Origin of the sequence: Pelagerythrobacter sp. (genome assembly GCF_041912895.1) — a bacterium.
Lineage (GTDB): Bacteria > Pseudomonadota > Alphaproteobacteria > Sphingomonadales > Sphingomonadaceae > Pelagerythrobacter.
In genome coordinates, this window is the sequence record NZ_JAYSGI010000001.1 from 319,264 (window position 1) to 343,833 (window position 24,570).

Here is a 24,570-nt window from a genome sequence, read left to right on the forward strand (position 1 = left end):
CATATAATAAGGAAGCTTATTATATTCAAGCCTCCTCAGATCGCTTCGGCCCTGGGAAAGCGTTCACGCTTGCCATCCTCCCGTCGACGCTCCAGTCGGGGGCCATGACCGATCTCCAGACCACCCGAATTGCCTCGTTCGATGGTGCCGAACTTGCCGTTCACCGCATGGGCGAGGGCCGGCCCGTCCTGTTACTCCACGGGCTGTTTTCCAGCGCGGAGATGAACTGGGTCCGCTTCGGCCACGCGCAAAAGCTTGCCGATGCGGAGTTCGAGGCGATCATGCCCGATCTGCGGGCGCACGGAGCCAGCGCGAAGCCGCACGATGCGAGCGGCTATCCGCAAGGCGTGCTGGCGCGGGATGCGGCGGCGCTGGTCGAGGCGCTGGGGCTGGAGGACTACGATCTCGTCGGCTTCTCGCTCGGCGCGCGGACTGCGGCGCGCGCGGTGATCGAGGGGTTGCGGCCGCGGCGGCTGGTGCTCGCGGGCATGGGGCTGGCGGGGCTCGCCGGATGGAACCGCCGCGCCGGCTTCTTCATCGACGCGATCGACCGGTTCGACGAAGTGAAGCGTGGCGACCCCGCCTTCATGGCGGTGAGCTTCATGAAGACGATGAAGATCGACCGTACCGCCGCGCGCCTGCTGCTCCGGTCCGTCGACGACACCGCGCCCGAGGAGCTGGCGAAGATCACGATGCCGACGCTGGTGGTGTGCGGCGACATGGACGACGACAACGGATCGGCGGAGGAACTGGCCGAGACGCTGCCCGATGCGCGCCATGTCGTGATCCCCGGCACGCATATGAGCTCGGTCACCGAAGGTGCGCTGGGCGATGCGCTGGTGGAGTTTCTCGCGCAGGACTGAGCGCGCGCCGTTCGTCGATTTGTCCGCCGTTCGTCTTGATTCACGCACGCCTCGGGTTCAAACCGGTCACGATCGAAACCGGTTTTTAATTCGAGAGGACGCACGCCCCATGAAATTCGCACCCGTTGCGCTTGCCGCGCTCGCCGTATCGCTTGCCGCTCCCGCCCATGCGCAGGAAGCCGCGCAGGCGATGGACGAGACACAACCCGCCGCCGAGCAGTATCCGATGACGCCCGAAGGCGCGGCGCAATGGGTCGCGATGGTCGAGAAAGACCTGTTCGATTATTCGGTCGATGCGAGCCGCGTGTACTGGGTCAACGCGACCTACATCACCGACGATACCGATGCGCTGGCGGCGCAGGTGGGTGCGGAGGGCACCGAGAAGTCGGTCGAGTACGCGCTGGAGGCGGCGAAGTACGCGCAGATCGACGGGTTGGGGCCGGACGTGGCGCGCAAGCTCGATATCCTGCGCAACGGCCTCGTCCTGCCCGCACCGACCACGCCGGGCGCCGCGACCGAGCTGAACGAGATCGCCACCAGCCTCAACTCGCAATACGGCAAGGGCAAGGGCACGCTGAACGGGCAGGAAATCTCCGGCTCCGACATCGAGGCCGAGATGGGCAACCTCGAGCATACGCCGGAAGAATTCGCCGAGATGTGGGAAAGCTGGCACGACAACGTCGGCGCGCCGATGAAGGGCGAATACGCGCGCATGGTGGAAATCGCCAACGAGGGCGCGACCGAACTGGGCTTCGACAATGTCGGCGCGATGTGGCGCTCGGGCTACGACATGAGCCCGGAAGAGTTCACCGCGATGACCGACCGGCTGTGGGAAGAGACCAAGCCACTCTACCAGGCGCTGCACACTTACGTGCGCTGGAAGCTCAACGAGAAATACGGCGACGCGGTGCAGCCTGCTGACGGCCCGATCCGTGCCGACCTGCTCGGCAACATGTGGGCGCAGGAGTGGGGCAACATCTACCCGCTCGTCGCGCCCGAGGGGTCGGGCGATCTGGGCTACGATATCGGCGAACTGCTGGAAGCGCAGGGCAAGAAACCGCTCGACATGGTGAAGACGGGCGAGGGGTTCTATTCCTCGCTCGGTTTCGAGGCTTTGCCGCAAACCTTCTGGGATCGCAGCCTTTTCACCAAGCCTGCCGACCGCGAAGTGGTGTGCCACGCCAGCGCGTGGGACGTCGACAACGTCGACGATATCCGCATCAAGATGTGCATCAAGGTGAATGCGGACGATTTCGTCACCATCCACCACGAACTGGGCCACAACTACTACCAGCGCGCCTACAACGAGCAGCCGTACCTCTACCTCAACGGCGCGAACGATGGGTTCCACGAGGCGATCGGCGACTTCGTCGCGCTGTCGATCACGCCCGAATATCTCGTCCAGATCAATCTGCTCCAGCGCGATCAGGTACCGGGCGCGGACAAGGATATCGGGCTGCTGCTGCGCCAGGCGATGGACAAGGTCGCGTTCCTGCCGTTCGGCCTGCTGGTCGACAAGTGGCGCTGGGGCGTGTTCGACGGCTCGATCACGCCGGACACCTACAATCAGGCATGGGTCGATCTGAAGCGCGAGTATCAGGGCATCACGCCGCCGGTCAAGCGCCCGGCAGACGCCTTCGATCCGGGCGCGAAATACCACATTCCGGGCAACACGCCCTACATGCGCTACTTCCTCGCGCGCATCCTGCAGTTCCAGTTCTATCAGGCGGCGTGCGAGCAGGCCGGGTGGACCGGGCCGCTCCACCGGTGCAGCTTCTACGGCAACAAGGAAGTGGGGCAGAACCTCAACGCCATGCTGGAAATGGGCGCGAGCAAGCCGTGGCCCGAAGCGCTGGAGGCGTTCACCGGCACCCGTGAGATGAGCGCCAAGCCGATGCTCGAATACTTCGCCCCGCTGAAGGACTGGCTGGACGAGCAGAACGAGGGCAAGCCCACCGGATGGTGAGGTTCGCCGCCCTGCTGCCGCTCGCGGCGCTGATCGCCTGCGCGCCCGTTCCCGGCGTGGATGCGGGGGGCAGCGCTTCGACCGGCGGCGCGCTGTTTGTCGCCAACAAGTTCGGCAACTCGCTGTCGAAAATCGATCTGGCGAGCGGGCGCGAGGTCGCGCGGGTGGACAGTTGCGCCAACCCGCACGAACTGGCGACTTCGCCCGACGACGCGCATGTCGCGCTCGCCTGCTACGGCGGGACGAGCGTCGATCTGTTCCGCACCAGCGACCTCGCGCGCGTCAAGCGGATCGAACTGGGCGAAAACGCGCGCCCGCACGGCATCGTCTGGCATCCTAACGGGGACATCTATGCGAGCGCCGAAGGGCGCAAGTCGATCTTCTGGATCCGCAACCCGATGGCCGACGATGCCGAGACGTTCGAATTCGGCACGGGCAAGGATGGCACGCATATGCTGGCGGTTTCGCCCGACGCGCGCCACGCGTGGACGGTGGACATGGGGTCGAAGACGGTGACGCTGGTCGACCTGCTGACCCGCCGCGCGCCGCGCTCGGTCGAGGTCGGGGAAGAGCCGGAAGGCATCGACCTGGCGCCCGACGGCGAAACGCTGTGGGTCTCGGCACGCGGATCGGACATGGCCTTCGCGCTCGATCCGCAGACGCTGGAGGTGCGCCACGAGGTCGCGACCGGGGATTTCCCGCTGCGCCTCGCGATCCGGCCGCAGGGCGATGTCGCGGTCACCTCCAACCTCGCCGACGGATCGCTGACGGTGATCGATCTCGCCACCGCGAAGCCGCTGCGCACCATCGCGGTGTCGAGCCGCGCCGAGGCCGAGGACCGCCAGCAGGTGACGATCGTGTGGTCCGACGACGGATCGCGCGTGTACGCGGCGGAAACCGGCAGCGACACGATCGCGGAAGTCGATTATGCCAGCGGCCGCGTGCTGCGGCGGCTGGCGACCGGCGATGGCGGCGACGGGCTGGCGATCGTCGATTGACCGGAAGCCCGCGAAAGATGCCCGCGGTGGGCTGGCGCGAGCTGGTCCACCTGCCCGAACTCGGCCTGCACGAGGTGCCGGCCAAGATCGACACCGGCGCGCGCACCTCCTCGCTGCATGGCATCGTGCTCGACCGGTTCGAGCGCGACGGCGAGGAATACGTGCGCTTCGCGGTCGATTTCCAGCGCCAGCAGGTGCGCCAGGTGTGCGAGGCGGTGCACGTCGACCGGCGCGGGATCACCAGTTCCAACGGCGAGACTCAGCAGCGCTACGTCATCAAGACGCCGCTCAGGATCGGCGAGCTCGAATTCCGCGCGGAGATCAGCCTGGCCGACCGTTCGGACATGAAATTTCCGATGCTTATCGGCCGATCTGCGCTAAGGCGGCGGTTCGTGGTCGACTCGGGGCATTCGTGGCTCCAGACGCCTGGCCTCGAAGTGGAAAAAGGTTACAAACCATGAGATTGCGGCGATGAAGATCGCAATGCTCGCCCGCAACGCGAACCTCTATTCGCACCGCCGACTGGTGGAGGCGGCGGAGGCGCGCGGGCACACGCTCGATATCTTGAACACTTTGCGCTGCACGGTGCAGATCGCCTCGCATCGCCCGATCGTGACCTACAACGGCGAGCCGCTAAGCGGATACGAGGCGGTGATCCCGCGCATCGGCGCCTCCATCACGCACTACGGCCTTGCCGTGCTGCGCCAGTTCGAGATGAGCGGGGTGTGGTCGCTCAACGAGAGCGTCGCGATCGGGCGCAGCCGCGACAAGCTGCGTTCGATGCAGATCCTCGCCAAGCACGGGCTCGGCCTGCCGCTGACCGCCTTCGCGCACGATCCCAAGCAGACCGAGGAGATCATCAAGGCGGTCAAGGGGCCGCCGGTGGTCATCAAGCTGCTCGAAGGCACGCAGGGCATCGGGGTCGTGCTCGCCGAGACCGAGGCGAGTGCCAAGTCGGTGATCGAGGCGTTCCGCGGCGCCAACGTCAACATCCTGGTGCAGGAATTCATCAAGGAAGCCGGCGGCACCGACATTCGCGCGCTGGTGATCGGCGGCAAGGTGGTCGCCGCGATGAAGCGCACCGGCGCGCCCGACGATTTCCGCTCGAACCTCCACCGGGGCGGCAGTGCGCAGCTGATCAAGATCACGCCGGAAGAACGCTCGACCGCCTTGCGCGCGGCCAAGCGCATGGGGCTGAACGTGTGCGGCGTGGACATGCTGCGCAGCAATCACGGCCCGGTCATCATGGAGGTCAATTCCTCTCCCGGCCTCGAAGGAATCGAGGCGGCGACCGGGAAAGACATCGCCGGGATGATCGTCGATTTCGTCGCCGCGAACGCGAAAGCGGGCAAGACGAAGACCAAGGGGGCGGGGTGAGGGCCTCGCGGCAGATTGCGACCCCGAGACGGTCGTTCAACTTTTTGAAAATTGAATCTGATAGCGGCCTTCAGATGCGCATTCTGTTTGCACTGTTGTTATGTGTGATCCCAATGCCATCGGGGCTTGCCGACGCACAGGAAGTCGAAGCTCCTGAGCCGAACATTGCATGCGCTGACTGTCCAACCTTCATTTCTGTGCCAAACCCGCCGCCAGCCATGCGGCGTATTAGCCACGTCGCAGCATTCGAATTGACGTGGAATGAGTATTTGGCAGCTTATGATGCCGGGGCGTGCCCGATACCCAGGTCGGACCATGGTTTTTCAGAGCGACGGGAGTTGGACGCTCATATTGATTTGTTCAGAATAGATTGGCCTGCGACCCTTTTAGGTCCGGAAGAGGTTGAGTGCTATGCTGATTGGCTGTCCGACAAAATTGGTCGAACGGTTGCAATACCTACAACACAGGAATGGTTGTGGTTCGCCCGCTCCGGTCGGGCGACTGGCAGGTTTCCGTGGGGTGACAATCCAGATGCGGGTTCCGCTGCCATAGGTGGCCTTTCAGCTATCCAGGACGGCACACGCGATCATGAGGTTCGGGTGCCTTACTTGACCTGGTCACAAGCCCGCCATGTCAATCGGTACCTGTCTGCTGTAAAGGTCGGACAGTATCCGCCTACCGAATGGGGTCTGTTCGACGTGTTCGGAAATGCATGGGAGTTGACATCGGATGTATCCAACCGGACCGCGCCCGAAAATGCGCCCCAACCGAACATGTTCGCGGGTGCTAAACGTGTCAGGATCGTCGGTCAAAGCCATGGTCTCGTCGAGTGGCGACAAGCGGATATGGCGGGAAATCCGAACTACGCCATGATATTTGACGGACGTTACTCAACGGGAGTCGCCGTTCGCTTTATCCTTATCGAATGACCGGTTCGCACGACAATCTTCCCGGTGGCAACAGTCCGCGTCCCACCCTAGTAGCAGCACTCACCGAAAAGGCGGCTCGTTGAACGCCCGCAGCTTGCGCGAATGCAGGCGGTTGCCTTCCTCGCGCAGCAGGCGGCAAGTGGTGACGCCGATCTGCATGTGCGCGGCGATCGCTTCTTCGTAGAACTTGTTCGCCTGGCCCGGCAGCTTGATCTCGCCGTGCAACGGCTTGTCGGACACGCACAGCAGCGTGCCGTAGGGCACGCGGAAGCGGTAGCCTTGCGCGGCGATGGTGGCGCTTTCCATGTCGATCCCAACCGCGCGGCTGAGCGAGAGGCGGCGGGCGGACTGGGTATAGCGCAGCTCCCAGTTGCGGTCGTCGGTCGTAACGACGGTGCCGGTGCGCATCCGCCGCTTCAGGTTCGCGCCGTGCGTGCCGCTGACTTCCTCCGCCGCGCCCGCCAGCGCCTGCTGCACTTCGGCGATCGCGGGCAGCGGGATTTCGGGCGGGAGCACCGGATCGAGCACGTGGTCGTCGCGCAGGTAGGCGTGGGCGAGCACGTAGTCGCCGATCTTCTGGCTGGGACGCAGGCCGCCGCAGTGGCCGATCATCAGCCACGCCTCGGGCCGCAGCACCGCGAGGTGGTCGCAGATCGTCTTGGCATTCGACGGGCCGACGCCGATGTTGACCAGCGTGATCCCGCCGCGGTTCTTCCCCATCAGGTGATAGGCGGGCATCTGGTGCCGCCGCCACGCGGTGTCGGACAGTTCGGCGCGGGCATTCTCGCGCGGAGTTTCGAGGTAGAGCCCGCCCGCGCCGGCGAGCGCGGTGCATTCGTCGCTGCCGAGTTGCGCGCCCGCCCAGTCGACGAACTCGTCGACGTAGCGATGGTAGTTGGTGAACAGGATGAAGCGCTGGAAATGCGCCGGATCGGTGCCGGTGTAATGCGCGAGCCGGGCGAGGCTGAAATCGGTGCGCAGCCCGTCGAACAGCGACAGCGGGATGGGATCGCCCGGCCCGCCCAGTTCGATCCCGTCGGCCAGTTCGTCGCCGATGTCGGCCAGTTCGGTCGCGGGGAAATGGCGCGCCAGTTCGGTGGGGCTGATGCCCGCGAGTTCGGCCCCCGCCTCGCCGTCGAGCACATAGGGGAAGGGGATTTCCTGGCGCGACAGGCCGACTTCGCAATCGACGTCGTAATCCTCGGAGATGAGCTTGAGCTGCTCGGCGAGATAGTCGGCAAACTGGCGCGGGCGGGTGACGGTGGTCGAGTAGATGCCGGGCGCGTTCAACCGGCCGTAGGCGCGGCTGCTGTCTTCCGGGCGCGAGCCGCCGCGAAAGCGCAGGCGGATTTCGGGATAAGCGTAACTGCCGTCGCTGCGCTTATCGGGCTTGGGCAGGGCGCCGTCGCGCGCGAAGGCGATGATGTCGGTGCGCAGGCGTTCGACCGAATCGTCGTAGAGCCGGGCGAGTTCGTCGATGATCTTTTCGGGTGATTCCATCGGCGGCCAATAGCGCCGCTCGCGTGACATTTCAAAGATGGCGCTGCGGAAAACACGCCGTAGAACACGAAAGGGCGCGGCCTCCGGTGAGGCCGCGCCCTTCGCTTGTCCGGTATCGGAGAGGTGTCAGCCTTCCTTGGCTTCTTCCTCGTCCGCGTCGGCCGTTTCGGCTTCGGCTTCGATCTCGTTGCCGTCCATGTCGATCGGCGTGGGCGCCTCGAGCATGTCGGCCGGAATCTCGCCGGGTTCGAGCGTGGGATCGGTGGCATTGGCCGCGGCCATTTCCTCGATTTCCTTTTGCTCGTCTTCGAACATCTGCGCCAGCACGTCGACGCCCTGGCTCTGCAGCTCGGCCTCGTCTTCGGAGCGGGCGACGTTCGCCTTCACCGTGACGTGGACTTCGGGGTGCAGCGCGATGGTCACTTCGTGCATGCCGATCGTCTTGATCGGATGGCCCATGACGACCTGCTTCTTGTCGATCTCGTGGCCCTTGTCGGCGAGGCCGGCGACCACGTCGCGCACGTTGACCGAACCGTAGAGTTGGCCCGCGTTCGATGAGGCGCGGATCAGCACGATCTCGACCCCGTCGACGTTGCCGCCCTGCGCTTCTGCTTCGGTGCGGCGTTCCGCGTTTTCCTTTTCCAGGCGCTCGCGGTTGGCTTCGAACACCTTCTTGTTCGCATCGTTGGCGCGCAGCGCCTTCTTCTGCGGGAGCAGGAAGTTGCGGGCGTAGCCGTCCTTCACGGCGACGACGTCGCCGATGTTGCCGAGATTGCCGATCCGCTCGAGGAGGATGATATCCATGTCTCTTCTCCCCTTACTTCACGATGTAGGAAAGCAGGCCGATGTGGCGCGCGCGCTTGATCGCCTTGGCGAGTTCGCGCTGCTTCTTGGCGCTGACGGCGGTGATGCGGCTGGGCACGATCTTGCCACGCTCGGACATGAAGCCCTGCAGCAGGCGCACGTCCTTGTAATCGATCTGCGGCGCGTTCTTGCCCGAGAACGGGCAGGTCTTGCGGCGGCGGAAAAACGGGCGGGCCATCAGTCGCGCTCCTCACGGTCGCCGCGGCGCTTGCGGTCGCGGTCGTTCTTGCGCATCATCACGCTCGGGCCGTCCTCGTGCTCGTCGACACGGACGGTCATGTAGCGGATGACGTCTTCGTTAATGCGGGTCTGGCGCTCGAGCTCTTCCACCACGGCACCGGGGCCGTCGATGTTGAGCAGCACGAAATGCGCCTTGCGGTTGCGGTCGATCTTGTAGGCGAGGGACTTGAGGCCCCAGGTCTCGGTCTTGGTGACCTTGCCGTCACCCTTCTCGACGATTTCGGTGGCGGTGGCCGCCAGCGCGTCGACCTGGCTCTGGCTCAGATCCTGACGCGCGAGAAAGATATGCTCGTAAAGAGCCATCTTCGCTTCCTTCACACTGTAATGCCGATCGCTGGCTGATCCGCGGGATTGCGGGGCCCCTCCGGCTTTCTTCGTTTCCCGGTCTGGCGACGGGGAAGGCGCGCACATAGCGCCAGGGGCGCGGATTGCAAGGCAAAGGTTGCGCTTGCGGCGCGGGAACGGGCGGGGCAGGGCGGCGTAGAGCAGCGAAACAGGAGGTTCAATGCCCGGCGGACTTGTCGCCTTGCTGGACGACGTATCGGTAATCGCCCGTGCTGCGGCCGCCTCGATCGACGACGTGAGCGTCGCCGCCGGGCGCGCAGGCTCGAAAGCGGCGGGCGTGGTGATCGACGATGCGGCGGTCACCCCGTCCTACGTCACCGGTCTTTCGCCCGCGCGCGAATTGCCGATCATCTGGAAGATCACCCGCGGCAGCCTGAAGAACAAGCTGCTGATCCTGCTTCCGGGCGCGTTGCTGCTGAGCGAATTCCTGCCGTCCGCGATCGTCTTCGTGCTGATGCTCGGCGGTGCCTATCTCAGCTACGAAGGCGCGGAGAAGATTCTGGAGAAGCTCGGCGGGGGCAAACACGGCGAGACGCTCGAAGATCCGATCGAAGACCCCGCCGCGTTCGAGAAGCAGCGCACATCCAGCGCGATCCGCACCGACCTGATCCTGTCGGCCGAGATCATGGCCATTACGCTGAACGAGGTGGCGGCCGAAACGCTGCTGACCCGCGCCGCCGTGCTCGCGATCGTGGGCGTGGCGATCACGTTCGTCGTCTACGGCGCGGTCGGACTGATCGTGAAGATGGACGATGTGGGGCTGCATCTGGCGAAGAAATCCTCCGCCGCCGCCAAGGCGGTGGGGCGCTTCCTGCTGCGGGCGATGCCGTGGCTGCTGAAGGCGCTCTCGATCATCGGCACGATCGCGATGCTGTGGGTCGGCGGCGGGATCATCCTCCACGGGCTGGCGGACCTCGGCCTGCACAACCCGGCGGACGCGGCGCATGGATTGCAGCACGCGGTGGAGCAGGTTTCGGGCGGCGTCGGCGGCGTGCTGGGCTGGGCGACCTATGCCGCGATCTCCGCGCTGGTCGGGCTGGTGCTGGGCGCGATCATCGTGTTCGTGCTGCACAAGGTTTTGAAGCTGGGCGCGCACTAGGCGCGAGGATCACCCCAGCCGTTGGAACAGGTCGCGGGCGAATTCGCTCAGCGTGTCGTCGCGCGCGCCCATCACCACCACGCGGTCGTTCGGGCGGGCGATGCAGGCGATCCGGTCGCCGCAGGCCTTGCGGGTGGGGATATATTCGGCGTGGCCGCCAGCTTGCTCGATCAGGCGGACGATCCGCTCGCTGCCTTCGCTGCGGTCGGTCGTGCCACCGAAATAGACCGGATCGCACAGGATCGTGCGGTCTTCCGCGTCGAGTTCGCGCGCGAACGTCTCCGCCAGTTCGGCGCCCATCTGGCGCAGGGGGCCGTAGCCGTGAGGCTGGAAGAATGCGATCACGCGGCCCTCGTGCGCCTTGAGCGTGCGCAGCGTGGCGGCGCACTTTTCGGGGTTGTGCCCGAAATCGTCGATCACCGCGACGCCCGCCGCGGTCACCCCGATCAGGTCGAACCGGCGCGCCAGCCCCTTGAACTCCGCCAGCGCGGCGACCGAAGCGGCCACCGGCACGCCTGCCGCCGCTGCCGCTGCGATCGCGGCGAGCGCGTTCGACAGGTTGTGCCGTCCCGGCATCGCCAGCATCAGCGCATGCTCGCTGCCGTCATGCCGGTCGATCACCATCGCCGCCTGCCGGATCGGCCCCTCGGCGACCGAACCGGACACCACGCCGATCTGCGCCTTCTCCTGCTCGATCCCGAAGGTGATTGCCTCGTTCGCGCGGGGCAGCAGCGCCAGCGCCTCCGGATCGTCGGCGTTGACCACCGCGATCCGGCTGCGGCCGAGAAAATCCCCGAACAGCGCGCGCAACTCGTCCATACTCTTGTGGTCGAGGCTGACGTTGAGCAGCACGCCCACCGCCGGGCGGTAGAGCGCGATCGATCCGTCGCTCTCGTCCACTTCGCTCACGTAGATGCTGCGTCCGCCGATCACCGCGCTGGCGTTGGGGCGTTCTTCGGCGACGAAATTCTTCATCACCGCGCCGTTCATCACCGTGGGCTCGCGCCCGGCGGCGTGCATGATCCAGCCGAGCATCCCGGTCACGGTCGACTTGCCGCTGGTGCCAGCCACCGCCAGCCCCGCGCCGGCGGTGTTGAATAGGATCGAATTGAGCTCGGCGCGGCTCATCCGCAGGCAGCCGAGTTCCTCTGCGCGGACGACTTCGGGCACCGTGTCCTCCACCGCCGCCGAGGCGACGAGAATCTGGTCCTTCGAGACGATTCCGCTGCCGTCCTGCGGATGCAGCGCGAAGCCCTGAGCTTCCAGCGCGGCGAATTTCCCCGGCGTGTGGCCTTGGTCGCGGCCGCGATCGCTGCCCGCGACCTCGGCCCCGCGCCCCTTCACGATCTGCGAGAGGGGCAGCATGCCCGATCCGCCGATGCCGCAGAAGAAGAACGGGCGGGCGAACAGTTCGTCGGCTGTGGGGATATCGTCCATCGCGCGCTCGGTATTGAGTTGTGCGGATTGACACAAGATGGCTAGGTCGCTTGCATGACACGCATTGCCATCTGCGCGCCCGGCAAGCGGCTCGAACGCGAGCATGCCGACGCCGCTCTCGACCTCGCGGCGCGCGAGTTTCCCGGCGTCGAGCTGGCGTTCCATCCGCAATGCTTCGCGCGCCACGGGCATTTCGCGGGCGACGACGCGACGCGGCTCGCCGCGCTGCTCGAATGCGCGAACGATCCGGCGGCGGGCGCGGTGTGGTTCGCGCACGGCGGCTATGGGTCGAACCGGATCGCGGCGCAGGCTGTGGCGACGATGGGCGCGGCGGCGCGCGACAAGGCCTTCCTCGGCTATTCGGACACCGGCTATCTGCTCGCGGCGCTCTACAAGGGGGGCATCGGCAAGCCCGCGCACGGGCCGATGGTCGCCGACGTGCGCCGCGAGGGTGGCGATGCGGCGGTGCGGCGGGCATTGGACTGGTTCACCGGCATCGGCGAGGGGCTGGAAGAATCGCTCGACGACCGGCCGGCGGCGGCGTTCAACCTGACGACGCTGGCGATGCTGTGCGGCACCGAACTGATGCCCGACCTCACCGGCCACGTGGTGATGGTGGAGGAGGTGTCCGAACACCTCTACGCGGTGGACCGGCTGTTCTTCCACGTCACCCAGCACCTGCACGGTATCGCGGGCCTGCGCCTGGGGCGCATTTCGGACGTGCCGGAAAACGACCGCCCGTTCGGCACCAGCCCGGAGGATATTGCGCGGTTCTGGTGCGAGCGGGCCAGCATCCCCTACCTCGGTTTCGCCGATATCGGGCACGACGGTGCCAACAGGATCGTGCCCTTCGGGCTTGCCCGCGCCGCCCGCCGCGCATAGTCCGCGCCGCCAGCAAGGAGACTGACATGCGTGCATTCGTTTTTCCCGGGCAGGGGAGCCAGAAGGTCGGCATGGGCGCCGAACTCGCCGACGCCAGCGCCGCCGCGCGCGAGGTGTTCGAGGAAGTCGACGAGGCGCTGGGGCAGGGCCTGTCGACGATCATGCGCGAGGGGCCTGAAGACCAGCTCACGCTGACCGAGAACGCTCAGCCCGCGATCATGGCGAATGCCATCGCCACCTTGCGCGTGCTCGAGCGCGAATTCGGCGTCTCGCTGGCGGACAAGGGCGATTGCGTCGCCGGGCATTCGCTCGGTGAATACACCGCGCTGTGCGCCGTGGGCGCGTTCTCGCTGGCGGACACCGCGCGGCTGCTCAAGCTGCGCGGGCAGGCGATGCAGGCCGCAGTACCGGTGGGCGAGGGCGCGATGTGCGCGCTGCTCGGCGCCGATCTGGAGAAAGCGCAGGCGCTGGCCGATAGGGCGGCCGAGGGAGAGGTGTGCCAGGTCGCGAACGACAACGATCCGGGGCAGGTCGTGCTGTCGGGCCACAAGGGCGCGATCGAGCGCGCGGTCGGCATGGTGAAGGATTTCGAGATCAAGCGCGGCGTCCTGCTGCCTGTATCCGCTCCCTTCCATTGCGACCTGATGCAGCCCGCCGCCGACGCGATGGCCGAAGCGCTAGGCAAGATCCCGCCGGGCGCCTTCACCCTCCCGCTCTACGCCAACGTCACCGCCGCCGCCGTGACCGACCCGGCCGAGGAGCAGCGCTTGCTGGTCGAACAGGTCACCGGCCGCGTCCGCTGGCGCGAAAGCGTACTGGCGATGCGCGTGGCGGGCGTGGAACAGTTCGTGGAACTGGGCGGCAAGGTGCTCGGCCCGATGATCGGCCGTATCGACAAGGAAGCGCAGGCGATCAGCGTGGTGACGATGGCCGACATAGAAGCGCTGGCGAAGGAGATTTGAGATTCACGCGGAGACGCAAAGACGCGGAGGAGGAACTGCTGAGATCGATGCGCTTTCGGCCGAGGTTGTCGATGCCTGCGTACGGATTCATCGGGAGCTTGGCCCGGGTCTGCTCGAAAGTGTGTATGAACTCGTTCTCGCCGGCGAACTCGATCGCCGTGGATTGAAGACAGACCGGCAGAAGCCGGTCGATATCGTGTTTGATGGTGTCGCATATACTGCTGCATTCCGCATCGATATCGTCGTGGAGGATCGCTTGATCCTCGAGATCAAGTCCGTTGAATCGCTCAACAACGCGCATCTGAAGCAATTGTTGACGTATCTGCGCCTGACCGAGCAGCCCGTCGGGCTGCTCCTCAATTTTGCCGGTGCTACGATGAAAGAAGGCATTCGGCGTGTCGTAAACGATTACCGGCAGCCGCAAGCGCCCTCCGCGTCTCCGCGTCTCCGCGTGAACCAACCAACCGGAGAAAGATAATGTTCAGCCTCGAAGGTAAGACCGCGCTCGTTACCGGCGCCAGCGGAGGGATCGGTTCGGCGATCGCCTATGCGCTGGCGCGGCAGGGGGCACGGCTCGCGCTCAGCGGGTCGAACAGCGCCAAGCTGCGCAGCTTCCGCGAACAGTTGAACGAGGAAGTCGGCGGCGATCATGTCGAGATCACCTGCGACCTGTCGAACACCACACAGGTCGAGGAACTGGTTCCCGCCACGCTCGACACGCTCGGCAAGGTCGACATCCTCGTCAACAACGCGGGCGTCACGCGCGACAACCTCGCCATGCGGATGAAGGACGAGGAATGGGACGCGGTGATGAAAATCAACCTCGAGGCCGCGTTCCGCCTCATGCGCGCCGCCGCACGGCCGATGATGAAGGCGCGCCACGGACGTATCGTGACCATCACCAGCGTCGTGGGCGCGACGGGCAATCCGGGGCAGATGAACTACGCGGCGGCCAAGGCGGGTCTCGTCGGCATGTCCAAGAGCCTCGCGCAGGAGCTTGCGAGCCGCGGGATCACCGTCAACTGCGTCGCGCCCGGCTTCATCCGCACCGCGATGACCGACCAGTTGCCCGATGCGCAGAAGGACGCGCTCAACGCGCGCATTCCGATGGGCCGGATGGGCGAGGGCGACGATATCGGTTCGGCCGTCGCGTATCTCGCCAGCGACGAGGCGGGCTACGTCACCGGGCAGACGCTACACGTCAATGGCGGCATGGCGATGATGTCCTGAGGCCGGTTATCCCCAAGGAATCGGCGCGTCGGGGCATTGGCCCTTGTCCCGCGCCGCCTCGGGATTAAGGATATTGGGGACATTTCCGGCGCTCGCGGGCGATTCCGGCCGCGCACCTGACGGTGAGCACCGGCCCTGCCTTTTGGGCGATCCAGGGGGAATAAATACGCGATGAAGGCCACAATCGAACGCGCCACACTCCTCAGGTGCCTCAGCCACGTGCAATCCGTGGTCGAGCGGCGCAACACCATTCCGATCCTGTCGAACGTCCTGATCGAGGCGGGCGAGGGCGGATCGCTGCGCGTGATGGCGACCGATCTCGACCTTCAGGTGGTCGAGAACATGGCCGCGGCCTCGGTCGAGGCGCCCGGCGCGGTCACCGTGTCGGCGCATCTACTGTTCGACATCGCGCGCAAGCTGCCCGACGGCAGCCAGGTCAGCCTGGAGACGGCGGAAAACCGCATGGCGATCAAGGCCGGGCGCAGCCGTTTCTCGCTGCCGACCCTGCCGCGCGACGATTTCCCGGTGATCGTCGAAGGCGATCTGCCGACCAGCTTCGAGCTTCCGGCCAAGACCCTGGCCGAACTGATCGACCGTACGCGCTTCGCGATCTCGACCGAGGAAACGCGCTACTACCTCAACGGCATCTTCCTGCACGTCTCGGACGAGGACAAGCCCGTGCTCAAGGCCGCGGCGACCGATGGCCACCGCCTCGCGCGGTTCACCATCGCCCAGCCCGACGGCGCGCAGGGGATGCCCGACGTGATCGTGCCGCGAAAGGCCGTGGCCGAGCTGCGCAAGCTGCTGGAAGAGGCGCTGGACGGCAACGTGCAGATCGACCTGTCGGCGAGCAAGATCCGCTTCACGCTTGGCGGCGAGGGCGGGGTAGTCCTGACCAGCAAGCTGATCGACGGCACCTTCCCCGATTATTCGCGTGTCATTCCAACGGGTAACGACAAGCTCCTCAAGCTCGATCCGAAGAGTTTCTACGAAGGCGTCGACCGCGTCGCGACGATCGCGACCGAGAAGACCCGCGCGGTGAAGATGGGGCTGGAGAACGACAAGGTGACGCTCTCGGTCACCTCGCCCGACAACGGCACGGCGGCGGAGGAAGTCCCGGCGGATTACGCGTCGGAAGGGTTCGAGATCGGCTTCAACGCCAATTATCTCAAGGACATCCTGAGCCAGATCGACAGCGACACGGTGGAACTGCATCTCGCAGACGCAGGCGCGCCCACGCTGATCCGCCAGAACGCGGAAAGCCCGGCGCTCTACGTGCTGATGCCGATGCGGGTCTGACCCCGCGCTCGTGGACCACGAACCGGGGGCTTTCAAAAAACTTCGCCCTTTCTGATTGTCGAATGAAATCCGTATTTTGGGCGGAAAAGCCGTGGCTTGTTCGTCACCTTTCGCAATCTCGGAAGATCGGCCGGGGCGGCGGTGAACGGAATGGCGGCGCGAGCGACGATTTCAAAGAGCCGCGCGCGTGATGGCAGGCCGAATCCTACATTGAAACCGTAATGCTGCGCGGCGCCTTTCAGCCGCGCGCGCGGATCATTGCTTCGATGTCGACGAATTTCTCGCGCGGCGCGCCCTGGCGGGCGGCCTGCGCTTCGGCTTCCTCGATCTTCTTCCAGTCGCGGAAGGTGACGATGTCGAGCTTGCGCTGTTCCGCCAGCGCGTTGAAACCGGTGCGCCCCTCCTTGCCGCCGGGCCCGAGCACGCCCGCGGCGAGATCCTCGGCGATCTTCTCGACCACCCCGAATCCGTCGGGACGGTTGGTGCCGATCGTGCCGGTCGGCCCGCGCTTGGCCCAGCCGACGCAATAGAGGCCCGGCAGGATACGCCCTTCATCGTTGGCGAAGCGGCCGGCGCGCTCGTCGAACGGCACGTCGGGGATGGGCGAGCTGCGGTAGCCGATGCAGCTCACCACCAGGTCAGCCGGTATCGTGTAGGTCTCGCCCGTGCCGCTCGCCTTGCCCGCCTCCACCGTGGTGCGCTCGACCTCGACCGCTTCGACCCTGCTTTCGCCGAGCAGCCGCACGGGGCTGGCGTACATGTCGAAATCCAGCTCGATCGCCTTGTCGGCGCGTTCGCTTTCCGGGATCGCGGCGAAGCTGCGCAAGTGCGCGACCGACTTGCGCAGACCCGGCTCGAGAATCGCGTCCTCCGCGTCCTCCGGCAGGTCGGCGGGGTCGACGCGCGGGCTCGCGCGTTCGAGGTGCATCAGTTCACCCAATTCCTTGGGCGTCATCATGATCTGGTGCGGGCCGCGCCGCCCGACGATCGTGATCGTGCGCAGGTTCGATCCGCGCAAGGCGTCGAGCGCATGCGCGACGATATCGGATTCGGCGAACTCGGCTTCGGTCTTGGCGAGGATGCGCGCCACGTCGAGCGCGACGTTGCCCATGCCGATCACCACCGCATTCGCTCCAGAAAGATCTGGATCGAGCCCGGCGAATTGCGGATGCCCGTTGTACCAGCCAACGAAGGCGGCGCTGCCGAACACGTTGGCGAGATCATCGCCCGGCAGACCCAGCGGGCGGTCGTGCGGCGCGCCGGTGGCGAAGACCACGGCGTCGTAAAGCGATTGCAACTCGGGCACGCTCACGTCGGTGCCGACCGTGACGTTTCCGACGAAGCGCACGTTCTCGGTCAGCGCGGTCGCTTCGTAGCGGCGGCTCACCCCTTTGATCGACTGGTGATCGGGGGCGACCCCGGTGCGGATCAAGCCGTAGGGGACGGGCAGCGTGTCGAAGATGTCGACCCGCACGTCATCGCCCCAGTGCTTCTGCGCCGCCTCGGCGGTGTAATAGCCCGCGGGGCCCGAGCCGATGATGGCGACGTGGCGCATCATCCGGCCCGCTGCGGTTCGATGCCGCTCCGATCGAGCCGGTTCGCCTGTGCCATCGTCCTCTCCGCGGCAGCCGTAAGTAGGCGTTTCATGCACGGGCCCTATCCGCTTGGCAAGGCGGCGCTTTCGGTCCGCGCCAGCGGTTAACCGTTCCTCAATCGCGATCGGGCATGCCGAGGCAATGGGCGGATTGCCAGCCAGGTCGGCAACGGGGCCGGAACAGGTCACGCGGGGGCAATCGGCTCCCGCGCGCGCCGAACTGCGCGAGATCACCTCTCGTCCGCAGTCGCAGCCTGCCGAGCGGCGCGTGGACAGCGACCGCCGCGAAATCAAGCGCGCCAAGGTCTCCGCGCTCGCGGCGCAGCCGGGCATCGTCACGCCGAAATTCCATTGGATGGGCGCGGCCATCGCCGTCGCCATCCTCGTGTCGGGCGTCGTCACGCTCACCATGCCGCCGCTGGCCTCGCTTGCCTGCGCGCTTGCCGCGGCGGGCTTCGCCGTTGCCGGCCGGCCCGCCAACGCCTGGGCCGAGCGCGAGGAGCGCGATCCCCGGAGCAAGGCGGCGATCGGCATCGCGCTGGCGCTGTCGTCGTCGAGCTTCGTGGGCTTTGCGCTGGCGCACTGGATGTATTCCGGCGGGCTCGACTGGCGGATCGGCGTCGCCGCGCTGGTGACGATCAACATCTTCTTCACCGCGCTGCTCAGCGGGCGGACGGTGCTGATATTCGTGACCAAGCTCGGTTGCTGGGCGCCGGTCGCGGTGGTCGACGGATCGCTCTATGCCGTCGTGGGCCTGATCGTCGCGGCCATCGCGGGCGCCGTCGTCACCGTCCAGCAGGCCCGCTTCGATCGCGCACGGGCGGAGGAAGACGAGGCGCAGGCCCGCGTCCGCGACCGCGCGCAATCGATCCTCAACGATTACGAGGAGACCGGGCAGGGGTGGTTCTGGGAAACCGACCGGCGCGGCAACCTCAGCTATCTTTCGGCGTCGGTTGCGCGCGCGCTGGGACGCCCGGTGGACGATCTGGTCGGGCGGCCCTTGCCGAAGCTGTTCGATCTGGGCGACGAGAACCGCGAGGGCGAGCGAACGCTGACCTTTCACCTTTCGGCGCGCTCCTCGTTCCAGGAACTGGCGGTCAAGGCCGCCGTCCCGGGGGAAGAGCGCTGGTGGTCGGTCAACGGACGCCCGATCTACGACGGGTTCCGCAATTTCTGCGGTTTCCGCGGGTCTGGCACCGACCTGACCGAGAAGAAGCGCAGCGAGGAAAACGCCACGCGCCTCGCGCGCTACGATTCGCTCACCGGCCTCGCGAACCGGTTCCAGATGACCCAGACGCTGGAGAAGATCCTCTCCAGCCCGCAGGAGCGCGAGCGCGAGTGCGCGATCTTCCTGCTCGATCTGGACCGCTTCAAGCACGTCAACGACACGCTCGGTCATCCCGCCGGGGACGCCTTGCTCAAGCAGGTGGCGCAGCGGCTCGAGCGGACGGTGGGCAAGACCGGGCGCGTCGGCCGTCTCGGCGGTGACGAATTCAAGGTCATCGTTCCGGGTCGCCCCGCGCGCAGCCAGCTCGGCCATCTCGCGCAGGAGATCATCCACGCGCTGTCGCAACCCTATTCGATCGAAGGGCAGCGGGTGTCGATCGGCGTTTCGGTCGGCATCGCGCTCTCGCCCGGCGACGGGGTGACCACCGAATCGCTGATCCGCAACGCCGACCTGTCGCTCTATGCGGCCAAGGATGCCGGGCGCGGGCGGTATCATTTCTATTCGAACGACCTCCACACCGCGGCCGAGGAGCGCAGCGCGCTCGAGCGGGATTTGCGCGATGCGATCGCCGATGGCGGGCTAGAACTGTACTACCAGCCGGTGGTGCGCGCCTCGAACGAGCGGATCGCCGGGTTCGAGGCGCTGCTGCGCTGGAATCATCCGCGGCGCGGGTGGCTGTCGCCCGACAAGTTCATTCCCATCGCCGAGGATACCGGCCTGATCGCCGCGATCGGCGAATGGGCGATCCGCACCGCCTGCCACGCACTGTCGCACTGGCCGGAGGAAGTGCGCTGCGCGGTCAACGTCTCTCCGCTGCAGTTCGCCAATCCGCAGCTGCCGATCGTCATAACCAACGCGATCGCGCAGGCGGGCATCGATCCTTCGCGGCTCGAGCTCGAGATCACCGAAAGCGTCTTCCTCGACGACGATGCCGACAACGAGGCGATGTTCGCCGCGCTGAAGCGGATCGGCGTGCGCCTCGCGCTCGACGATTTCGGAACCGGCTATTCCTCGCTCGGCTATCTGAAGAAGGCGCCGTTCGACAAGATCAAGATCGACCAGAGCTTCGTGCGCGGCGCGACCCAGCCGGGCAGCCGCAACGGCGCGATCATCGCCTCGATCACCAGTCTCGCGCAGGCGCTGGGCATGGACGTGACGGCGGAAGGCGTGGAAACGCTCGACGAACTCGATCTGGTGCGGATGCACGGCTGCACGCACATCCAGGGCTATATCTATTCCAAGCCGCTCAGCACCGCCGATGCCGACGCCCGGCTGTCCACTGGGCTGGCGATGGCCGCCTCCGGACCGCGTTCCGCACGGCCGGCGCGCCGCACGATGCTGCGCAAGGTCGTGCTGGAGAACGGCGGCCAGCATTATGCGGGCACGATCCGCAACGTCTCAATCAGCGGCGCGCTCGTCGAAGGGCTGTGGAACGTGCCGGTCGGCACGCGTTTTCGCGTCGCGTTGACCGATTCCGCGATGCTCGATGCCACCGCGCGCTGGTGCATCGACAACCGCATGGGCCTCCAGTTCGACGAGCCGCTCCAGACCGACGGCGACGGCACGGTGATCATTCCTGCGAACGACCAGCCGGCGATCGCCGGCTACGCCGATTAAGCGCATATTAGGAACGTTTGGTTATTCTCCGGCACCCGCTAGCCCGCGCATCTGCCGCGGGCTCGGGTGACGACGACGGAACGACCGAGCGATGAGCCTGGGTGATATCTTCTCGCGACGCGATGGCGCCTCGGCGACGGGCACCCGCCGTCCGGCCTCGGCCGCTCGCATGGCGCTGCTCGAAAGCTTCGAGGATGCAGGGCTGGCATGGTTCTGGGCGACCGACGCGCAGGGACGGCTGATTTACCTTTCCGAAAGCGCCCGGGCGGGGCTTGGCGAGGATGCGCCGGCGGTCGCCGGGATGCCGCTCACCGACCTGTTCGTGCACGACCGCGACGACGACAGCGACAAGGCGCAGCGGCCGCTCGGCTTTCTGCTCGGCGCGCACAATACCTTTTCCGACCTACCGGTGCGCGTCACCGCGCGGGGCCGGGAGGTGTGGTGGGCGATCTTGGGCAAGCCGGTGTTCGATGGCGAGGCGAACTTCGCGGGCTATCGCGGCAGCGCCAAGGACATCACCGACGAACGCGAGCGCCAGCGCGACGCCTCGCGTCTCGCGCAGTTCGATTCGCTGACCGGGCTCGCCAACCGCCACCGCATGACCAAGCGCCTCGACGGGCTCCTCACCACGTTCCGCGCGGCGCAGCGGTCGTGCGCGCTGATGATGCTCGATCTCGACCGCTTCAAGCACGTCAACGACACCCTCGGCCACCAAGCGGGCGACGAACTGCTCCGGCAGGTGGCGCAACGGCTCCAGCGGATCGTCGGCAACCAGGGAGAGATCGGGCGGCTGGGTGGCGACGAATTCCAGGTCATCATTCCCGACATCGACGACCGCGGCCGGCTCGGCGACCTGGCGCAGCGGGTGATCCAGATGGTGTCGCAGCCCTACTCGCTCGACGGCAGCCGCGCGATCATCGGGACTTCGGTGGGAATTGCCGTCGCGCCCTACGACGGGATCGACCACGAGCAAATCGTCGGCGCGGCCGATCTGGCGCTTTATGCCGCGAAGGCCGGAGGGCGGGGCCAGTACCGGTTCTATTCCGCCGAGCTCAAGGACGGCGCACGCCTGCGGCGCAAGATCGAGGAGGACCTGCGCGACGCGATCCAGACCGGCGCGATCGAGCTGCACTACCAGCCCATCGTGCGCGCGGCGGACAACATGGTGGCCGGGTTCGAGGCGCTGGTGCGCTGGAACCACCCCGAGCGCGGCTGGATCAGCCCCGGCCTCTTCATCCCGATCGCGGAGGAAACGGGAATTGTGAACGGTCAACATCTCCGCGTTGCAGTTCGCAGCCGGGCAATTGCCGGCCAAGGTCGCGCTGGCGATCGAACACAGCGGCCTCGATCCCAGGCGGCTGGAAGTGGAGCTGACCGAAACGGTCTTCCTTTCCGATCCGGCGGCGAGCCAGGATACCTTTCGCGCGCTCAAGAAGGCGGGCGTGCGGCTCGTGCTCGACGATTTCGGGACGGGCTATTCTTCGTTGGGGTACTTGCGCACCGCGCCGTTTGACAAGCTCAAGATCGACCAGAGCTTCGTGCGCGGAGCGACCGAGCCGGACAGCAACAATTCGGCGATCATCACCGCCTTCGTCAGCCTCGCACGTGCGCTGGGGATGGATACGGTTGCGGAAGGCGCCGAGACGCTCGACGAACTGGCGCTGGTCCGCGAGCTGGGTGCCAGCCACGTGCAGGGATACGTCTTCGCCAGCGCGCTGCCGCAGGACGAGGTTCTCGCCCGGCTCGAGGAGGGACGTCTCGAATACGAGCCGGTCGGACCCGCCAGGCATCGCGCGGAGCGGCGCACGCTGTTCCGGCGGATCGGGGTGGTCCACGAAGATCAACGCTATCAGGCGGTCCTGCGCAACCTTTCGAAGACCGGCGCGCGGATCGAGGGCATCCTCGACGTGCCGGTCGGCACCGAGCTGGTGCTCGACCTCGGCGGCGGACAGCTCGCGGTCGCAACGGTGCGCCGCGCCGATGAGCATGCGCAGGGCCTCGAATTCGAGACCCCGCTGATTTCCGACGGCGCGGACGGCCTGTGCACCCGCCACCGCATCTCGCCTTACGACCTCGCCAGCGCGGGCATGCCCCTCGCGGCGTTGCCCCCCGGGCACTACGCTCCGGCCGATGCCGGCGACGGCCCCCGCTCGCGCCCGCGCTTCATGCAGGTCGACCTTTCCGCCCCCGGCAACCGCGCCGCCTGATCTGCCCTGCTGACACGCCTCGCGGACATCGCTAAGGGGCCGCGATGACTGACCTTGCGCGTATCCGAAATTTCTCGATCATTGCCCATATCGATCATGGCAAGTCGACGCTGGCGGATCGGCTGATCCAGGCTTGCGGCGGGCTGACCGATCGCGAGATGAGCGAGCAAGTGCTTGATAACATGGATATCGAGCGCGAGCGGGGGATCACGATCAAGGCCCAGACCGTCCGCCTCGCCTATACCGCGAAGGATGGCGAGACCTACGAGCTCAACCTCATGGACACGCCCGGCCACGTGGACTTCGCCTACGAGGTCAGCCGCAGCCTCGCCGCGTGCGAGGGCGCGCTGCTGGTGGTCGACGCGGCGCAAGGGGTCGAGGCGCAGACGCTCGCCAACGTCTACCAGTCGATCGAGCACGACCACGAGATCGTGCCCGTCATCAACAAGATCGACCTCCCCGCCGCCGAGCCCGACAAGGTCAAGGCCGAGATCGAGGACATCATCGGTCTCGACGCCAGCGACGCGGTGCTCACATCCGCGAAGTCCGGCATCGGCATCGAGGATACGCTGGAGGCGATCGTCGCCCGTATCCCGCCGCCCACCGGCGACCGCGACGCGCCATTGAAGGCCATGCTGGTCGACTCATGGTACGACCCCTACCTCGGCGTGGTCATCCTCGTGCGCGTGATGGACGGCTGGCTGAAGAAGGGTCTGCAGGTCAAGTTCATGCAGGGCGGCACCCAGCACCTGGTCGACCGCGTCGGCGCCTTCACCCCCAAGCGCGTCGACCTGCCCGAGATCGGGCCGGGCGAGATCGGCTTCATCACCGCGCAGATCAAGGAGGTGGAGCAGGCCCGCGTAGGCGACACGATCACCACGGTGAAAAACGGCGCCCCGGCACCGCTTAAGGGCTACAAGGAAGTCCAGCCGGTGGTGTTCTGCGGCCTGTTCCCGGTCGACGCGGCGGACTTCGAGAAGCTGCGCGAATCGATCGGCAAGCTGCGGCTCAACGACGCGAGCTTCAGCTACGAGATGGAAAGCAGTGCCGCGCTGGGCTTCGGCTTCCGCTGCGGCTTCCTCGGCCTGCTGCACCTGGAAATCATCCAGGAACGGCTGAGCCGCGAATACGACCTCGACCTCATCACCACCGCGCCCAGCGTCGTCTACCGCATCCGCCTCGGCCATACGAAGAACGAGGACGCGAAGACGATCGAGCTGCACAATCCGGCCGACTATCCCGATCCCAACCGGATTGAGTGGATCGAGGAGCCGTGGATCAAGGCGACGATCTACACGCCCGACGAATACCTCGGCTCGATCCTCAAGCTGTGCCAGGACCGGCGCGGCATCCAAACCGACCTCACCTACGTGGGCGGGCGCGCGCAGGTGAGCTACGAGCTGCCGCTGAACGAGGTGGTGTTCGATTTCTACGACCGCCTGAAATCGATCAGCCGCGGCTACGCCAGCTTCGATTACGAGCAGATCGGCCTGCGCGAAGGCGACCTCGTGAAGATGAACATCCTCGTCAACAACGAGCCGGTCGACGCGCTCTCGCTGATCGTCCACCGCAGCGTGGCGGAGGAGCGCGGCCGCGGCATGTGCGAGCGGCTGAAGGACCTGATCCCGCGCCACCTGTTCAAGATCCCGATCCAGGCCGCGATCGGCGGCAAGGTGATCGCCCGCGAAACCATCGCCGCCCTGCGCAAGGACGTGACCGCCAAGTGCTACGGCGGCGACATCACGCGCAAGAAGAAACTGCTGGAAAAGCAGAAGAAGGGCAAGGCGCGGATGCGGGAGTATGGGAATGTGAGCATTCCGCAGGAGGCGTTTATTGCGGCGCTGCGGATGGGGGAGGAATGACGCAGGTCTGTCTCCCGAAGCCTTGGTGAAGGGAGAAGGCGTTTAATGCGGCGTTGTGGATTGGGTGTATT

Annotated in this window: 21 protein-coding genes and 1 pseudogene; 16 read left to right on the forward strand and 6 right to left on the reverse strand. The window is 66.2% G+C overall.

Going from position 1 to position 24,570, the window contains the following annotated elements; genetic code table 11:
• Positions 1-104: 104 nt before the first annotated feature.
• The 6 genes from ACE3QC_RS01690 (at position 105) to ACE3QC_RS01715 (ending at position 6,133) form a co-directional block, all read left to right on the forward strand.
• Positions 105-863 carry an alpha/beta fold hydrolase gene (locus tag ACE3QC_RS01690; RefSeq protein WP_374405367.1) on the forward strand — a complete coding sequence of 253 codons (759 nt, stop codon included), beginning with the start codon at positions 105-107 and terminating at the stop codon, positions 861-863.
• Between the two features lie 109 nt (positions 864-972).
• Positions 973-2,829 (forward strand): M2 family metallopeptidase, encoded by a 1,857-nt coding sequence (locus ACE3QC_RS01695; protein ID WP_374405368.1) that lies wholly within the window; start codon positions 973-975, stop codon positions 2,827-2,829.
• A complete protein-coding gene (locus ACE3QC_RS01700) occupies positions 2,823-3,827 on the forward strand; it encodes a YncE family protein (RefSeq protein ID WP_374405370.1) in 1,005 nt (334 codons plus the stop codon). The genes ACE3QC_RS01695 and ACE3QC_RS01700 overlap by 7 nt, the downstream gene beginning before the upstream one ends.
• Before the next feature lie 17 nt (positions 3,828-3,844).
• A complete protein-coding gene (locus ACE3QC_RS01705; protein ID WP_374405371.1) occupies positions 3,845-4,288 on the forward strand; it encodes an ATP-dependent zinc protease in 444 nt (147 codons plus the stop codon).
• Between the two features lie 10 nt (positions 4,289-4,298).
• On the forward strand, positions 4,299-5,204 hold the full coding sequence (gene rimK / locus ACE3QC_RS01710) for a 30S ribosomal protein S6--L-glutamate ligase (protein ID WP_374405372.1): 906 nt from the start codon (positions 4,299-4,301) through the stop codon (positions 5,202-5,204).
• 74 nt (positions 5,205-5,278) lie between these two features.
• Positions 5,279-6,133: an SUMF1/EgtB/PvdO family nonheme iron enzyme gene (locus tag ACE3QC_RS01715; RefSeq protein WP_374405373.1), complete on the forward strand. Its 855-nt coding sequence runs from the start codon at positions 5,279-5,281 to the stop codon at positions 6,131-6,133.
• Between the two features lie 60 nt (positions 6,134-6,193).
• Here ACE3QC_RS01715 and ACE3QC_RS01720 read toward each other — a convergent pair whose 3' ends face one another.
• From ACE3QC_RS01720 to rpsF, 4 genes are all read right to left on the reverse strand, one after another.
• Complete coding sequence (locus ACE3QC_RS01720; RefSeq protein WP_374405374.1) at positions 6,194-7,633, reverse strand: AMP nucleosidase; 1,440 nt, start codon at positions 7,631-7,633, stop codon at positions 6,194-6,196.
• A 126-nt stretch (positions 7,634-7,759) separates the two neighbouring features.
• On the reverse strand, positions 7,760-8,437 hold the full coding sequence (gene rplI, locus ACE3QC_RS01725) for a 50S ribosomal protein L9 (protein WP_374405375.1): 678 nt from the start codon (positions 8,435-8,437) through the stop codon (positions 7,760-7,762).
• A gap of 13 nt (positions 8,438-8,450) precedes the next feature.
• Complete coding sequence (gene rpsR / locus ACE3QC_RS01730) at positions 8,451-8,675, reverse strand: 30S ribosomal protein S18 (RefSeq protein ID WP_374405376.1); 225 nt, start codon at positions 8,673-8,675, stop codon at positions 8,451-8,453.
• Complete coding sequence (gene rpsF, locus ACE3QC_RS01735) at positions 8,675-9,040, reverse strand: 30S ribosomal protein S6 (RefSeq protein ID WP_374405377.1); 366 nt, start codon at positions 9,038-9,040, stop codon at positions 8,675-8,677. The genes rpsR and rpsF overlap by 1 nt, the downstream gene beginning before the upstream one ends.
• Positions 9,041-9,242: 202 nt before the next feature.
• On the opposite strand from rpsF, the gene ACE3QC_RS01740 reads away from it, so the two are divergent.
• Positions 9,243-10,181, forward strand: a complete 939-nt coding sequence (locus ACE3QC_RS01740; RefSeq protein ID WP_374405378.1) for a DUF808 domain-containing protein — start codon at positions 9,243-9,245, stop codon at positions 10,179-10,181.
• 9 nt (positions 10,182-10,190) lie between these two features.
• On the opposite strand, the gene ACE3QC_RS01745 is transcribed toward ACE3QC_RS01740, so the two are convergent.
• Positions 10,191-11,618: a glutamate ligase domain-containing protein gene (locus ACE3QC_RS01745; protein WP_374405379.1), complete on the reverse strand. Its 1,428-nt coding sequence runs from the start codon at positions 11,616-11,618 to the stop codon at positions 10,191-10,193.
• A 54-nt stretch (positions 11,619-11,672) separates the two neighbouring features.
• Here ACE3QC_RS01745 and ACE3QC_RS01750 point away from each other — a divergent pair, with 54 nt between their 5' ends.
• The 5 genes from ACE3QC_RS01750 to dnaN all read left to right on the forward strand — a co-directional run bounded on the left by ACE3QC_RS01750 (position 11,673) and on the right by dnaN (position 15,991).
• Positions 11,673-12,500 (forward strand): LD-carboxypeptidase, encoded by an 828-nt coding sequence (locus tag ACE3QC_RS01750; RefSeq protein WP_374405380.1) that lies wholly within the window; start codon positions 11,673-11,675, stop codon positions 12,498-12,500.
• 26 nt (positions 12,501-12,526) lie between these two features.
• Positions 12,527-13,462 carry an ACP S-malonyltransferase gene (gene fabD / locus ACE3QC_RS01755; protein ID WP_374405381.1) on the forward strand — a complete coding sequence of 312 codons (936 nt, stop codon included), beginning with the start codon at positions 12,527-12,529 and terminating at the stop codon, positions 13,460-13,462.
• Positions 13,463-13,505: 43 nt separating this feature from the next.
• Positions 13,506-13,940: a GxxExxY protein gene (locus tag ACE3QC_RS01760; RefSeq protein WP_374406617.1), complete on the forward strand. Its 435-nt coding sequence runs from the start codon at positions 13,506-13,508 to the stop codon at positions 13,938-13,940.
• Positions 13,940-14,692 carry a 3-oxoacyl-ACP reductase FabG gene (fabG, locus tag ACE3QC_RS01765; protein WP_374405382.1) on the forward strand — a complete coding sequence of 251 codons (753 nt, stop codon included), beginning with the start codon at positions 13,940-13,942 and terminating at the stop codon, positions 14,690-14,692. The genes ACE3QC_RS01760 and fabG overlap by 1 nt, the downstream gene beginning before the upstream one ends.
• 171 nt (positions 14,693-14,863) lie before the next feature.
• Complete coding sequence (dnaN, locus tag ACE3QC_RS01770) at positions 14,864-15,991, forward strand: DNA polymerase III subunit beta (RefSeq protein WP_374405383.1); 1,128 nt, start codon at positions 14,864-14,866, stop codon at positions 15,989-15,991.
• 238 nt (positions 15,992-16,229) lie between these two features.
• Here the strand turns inward: dnaN and ACE3QC_RS01775 are convergent, their stop codons facing one another.
• The gene (locus tag ACE3QC_RS01775) at positions 16,230-17,546 is read right to left on the reverse strand and encodes an FAD-dependent oxidoreductase (protein WP_374405384.1); all 1,317 of its coding nucleotides are present in this window, start codon (positions 17,544-17,546) and stop codon (positions 16,230-16,232) included.
• Positions 17,547-17,727: 181 nt separating this feature from the next.
• On the opposite strand from ACE3QC_RS01775, the gene ACE3QC_RS01780 reads away from it, so the two are divergent.
• The 4 genes and pseudogenes from ACE3QC_RS01780 to lepA all read left to right on the forward strand — a co-directional run bounded on the left by ACE3QC_RS01780 (position 17,728) and on the right by lepA (position 24,499).
• A complete protein-coding gene (locus ACE3QC_RS01780) occupies positions 17,728-20,430 on the forward strand; it encodes an EAL domain-containing protein (RefSeq protein WP_374405385.1) in 2,703 nt (900 codons plus the stop codon).
• A gap of 169 nt (positions 20,431-20,599) precedes the next feature.
• A pseudogene (locus ACE3QC_RS01785) lies at positions 20,600-21,634 on the forward strand (diguanylate cyclase domain-containing protein); the annotation flags it as partial.
• A gap of 100 nt (positions 21,635-21,734) precedes the next feature.
• Positions 21,735-22,637, forward strand: coding sequence for an EAL domain-containing protein (locus ACE3QC_RS01790; RefSeq protein ID WP_374405386.1), 903 nt, complete (start codon positions 21,735-21,737; stop codon positions 22,635-22,637).
• A gap of 44 nt (positions 22,638-22,681) precedes the next feature.
• Positions 22,682-24,499, forward strand: coding sequence for a translation elongation factor 4 (gene lepA / locus ACE3QC_RS01795; RefSeq protein WP_374405387.1), 1,818 nt, complete (start codon positions 22,682-22,684; stop codon positions 24,497-24,499).
• Positions 24,500-24,570 lie beyond the last annotated feature (71 nt).